At 73.8% G+C, this 1,383-nt stretch carries 1 protein-coding gene; it reads left to right on the top strand.

The genetic code is table 11. From position 1 onward, the window contains the following. On the top strand, positions 1 to 1,383 hold a 1,383-nt coding region (locus tag DBR10_RS04785; protein WP_146187821.1), incomplete at both ends, for a DUF2339 domain-containing protein.

Below are 1,383 nucleotides of genomic sequence, written 5' to 3'. Positions count from 1 at the left end.
CCGCTCTTCCAGTCCGCGCCGTCGCCGGCGACGCGTCCCGCCGCTGCGGTCAAAAGCTTCTCCTGGCCCGCCGTCTCCACCTGGCTGGCCGAGAACGGTCTGGCCTGGATCGGCGGCGGCGGCTTGGCGCTCGGGGGGCTGCTGCTCGTCATGTACGCGGCCCAGCGCGGGGTCTTTACGCCGCCGCTGCGCATCGCCGCCGCCGTCCTGCTGGGCGGGGCGATGGTCGCCGCCAGCGAATGGATCCTGCGCCAGAAACAGGTCGCGGGCGGCCGCCACCTGCTGGCCGCTGCCCTGGCGGCCGGGGCCGGCGCGGTCACCCTCTATGGCGCTGTCTGCGCGGCCCACGGCCTGTACCATCTGATCCCTCTACCGATGGCCGCCGTCCTGACCGGTGCGATCTCGTTCGGCCTGCTGGGTCTGGCCCTCAGACATGGCGAGCCCCTGGCCCTACTGGCGATCTTCGGCGCGGCCCTGGCCCCGCTGGTCACCGGGAGCAGCGACTGGGCCCCCTCGGTGCTCGAGGCCTATCTGGTGCTGATCGGAGCGACGGGCAGCGCCCTGAGCGCCGCGCGCCACTGGGGCAAGGCCGGCCGGTTGACCCTGGCCGTTCTGACCTTCTGGAGTCTTGGACTGATCACCGACCAGCGCACGCTGGACGCAGCCTTCCTGCTGCTGGTGGCCGCGCTCGGGCCGTTCAGCGCCACGGTCTGGCAGCAGGCGAGGGGCCTCGCGACCCCGACGGATCGCGTGTTCGACAACCAGCCCGCCGTGGCCCTGGGTCTGGTCAGCCTGGTGTCGCTGGGCGTGTGGCTGCAGGCCCTGGCGACCGGCCATGACCTGCCGGTGGCGATCATCCTCGCCGCAGCCCTGGTCGTGCTGGGCGCGGCCGGAACCGTGGCGGGCCTGATCCCGGCCTTCGTGTTCGCGGCCCCGGTCGCCGTGGCGATCCTGGCGTCCCTGATGGTTCTGGGGCTCAAGGGCGACGAGCCCGAGACGCCCTGGGTCTTCGCGCTGGCGGCCCTGATCCCCGCCAGTGGCCTGCTGGCCGCCCTGCGGCTGCGCGAGGTCCTGCCCCGGACGCTCGTGCTCGCGATCAGCGGCATCGGTGCCGCACTGCTGGCCAGCCTCGCCTGGCCGCTGCTGCAGCAGGCTGAGCTGGAGCCGGCCTGGCTGCCGGCCGCCCTGATCTCGGCCGGGATGTTTGCCTCGGCCGTTCTGCTGGTCCGGCGGGTCGAAGCGACCGGCGGCAGCGCCCAGGCCGATCCGGGGCTGGGCCTGTGGCTGGGGGCGGCGGCCGAACTGGCCTTTGTGGCCCTGCACGCTGCCAGTCCGGTGGCCGTTGAGCCGGCGACCCAGGCCCTGGCCGCCCTGATCCTGGCC

Origin of the sequence: Caulobacter sp. HMWF025, from assembly GCF_003060965.1 — a bacterium.
Classification (GTDB): domain Bacteria; phylum Pseudomonadota; class Alphaproteobacteria; order Caulobacterales; family Caulobacteraceae; genus Caulobacter.
Note: the sequence above shows the minus strand (reverse complement) of the source record. Positions and strands in the feature narration are given on the sequence as shown.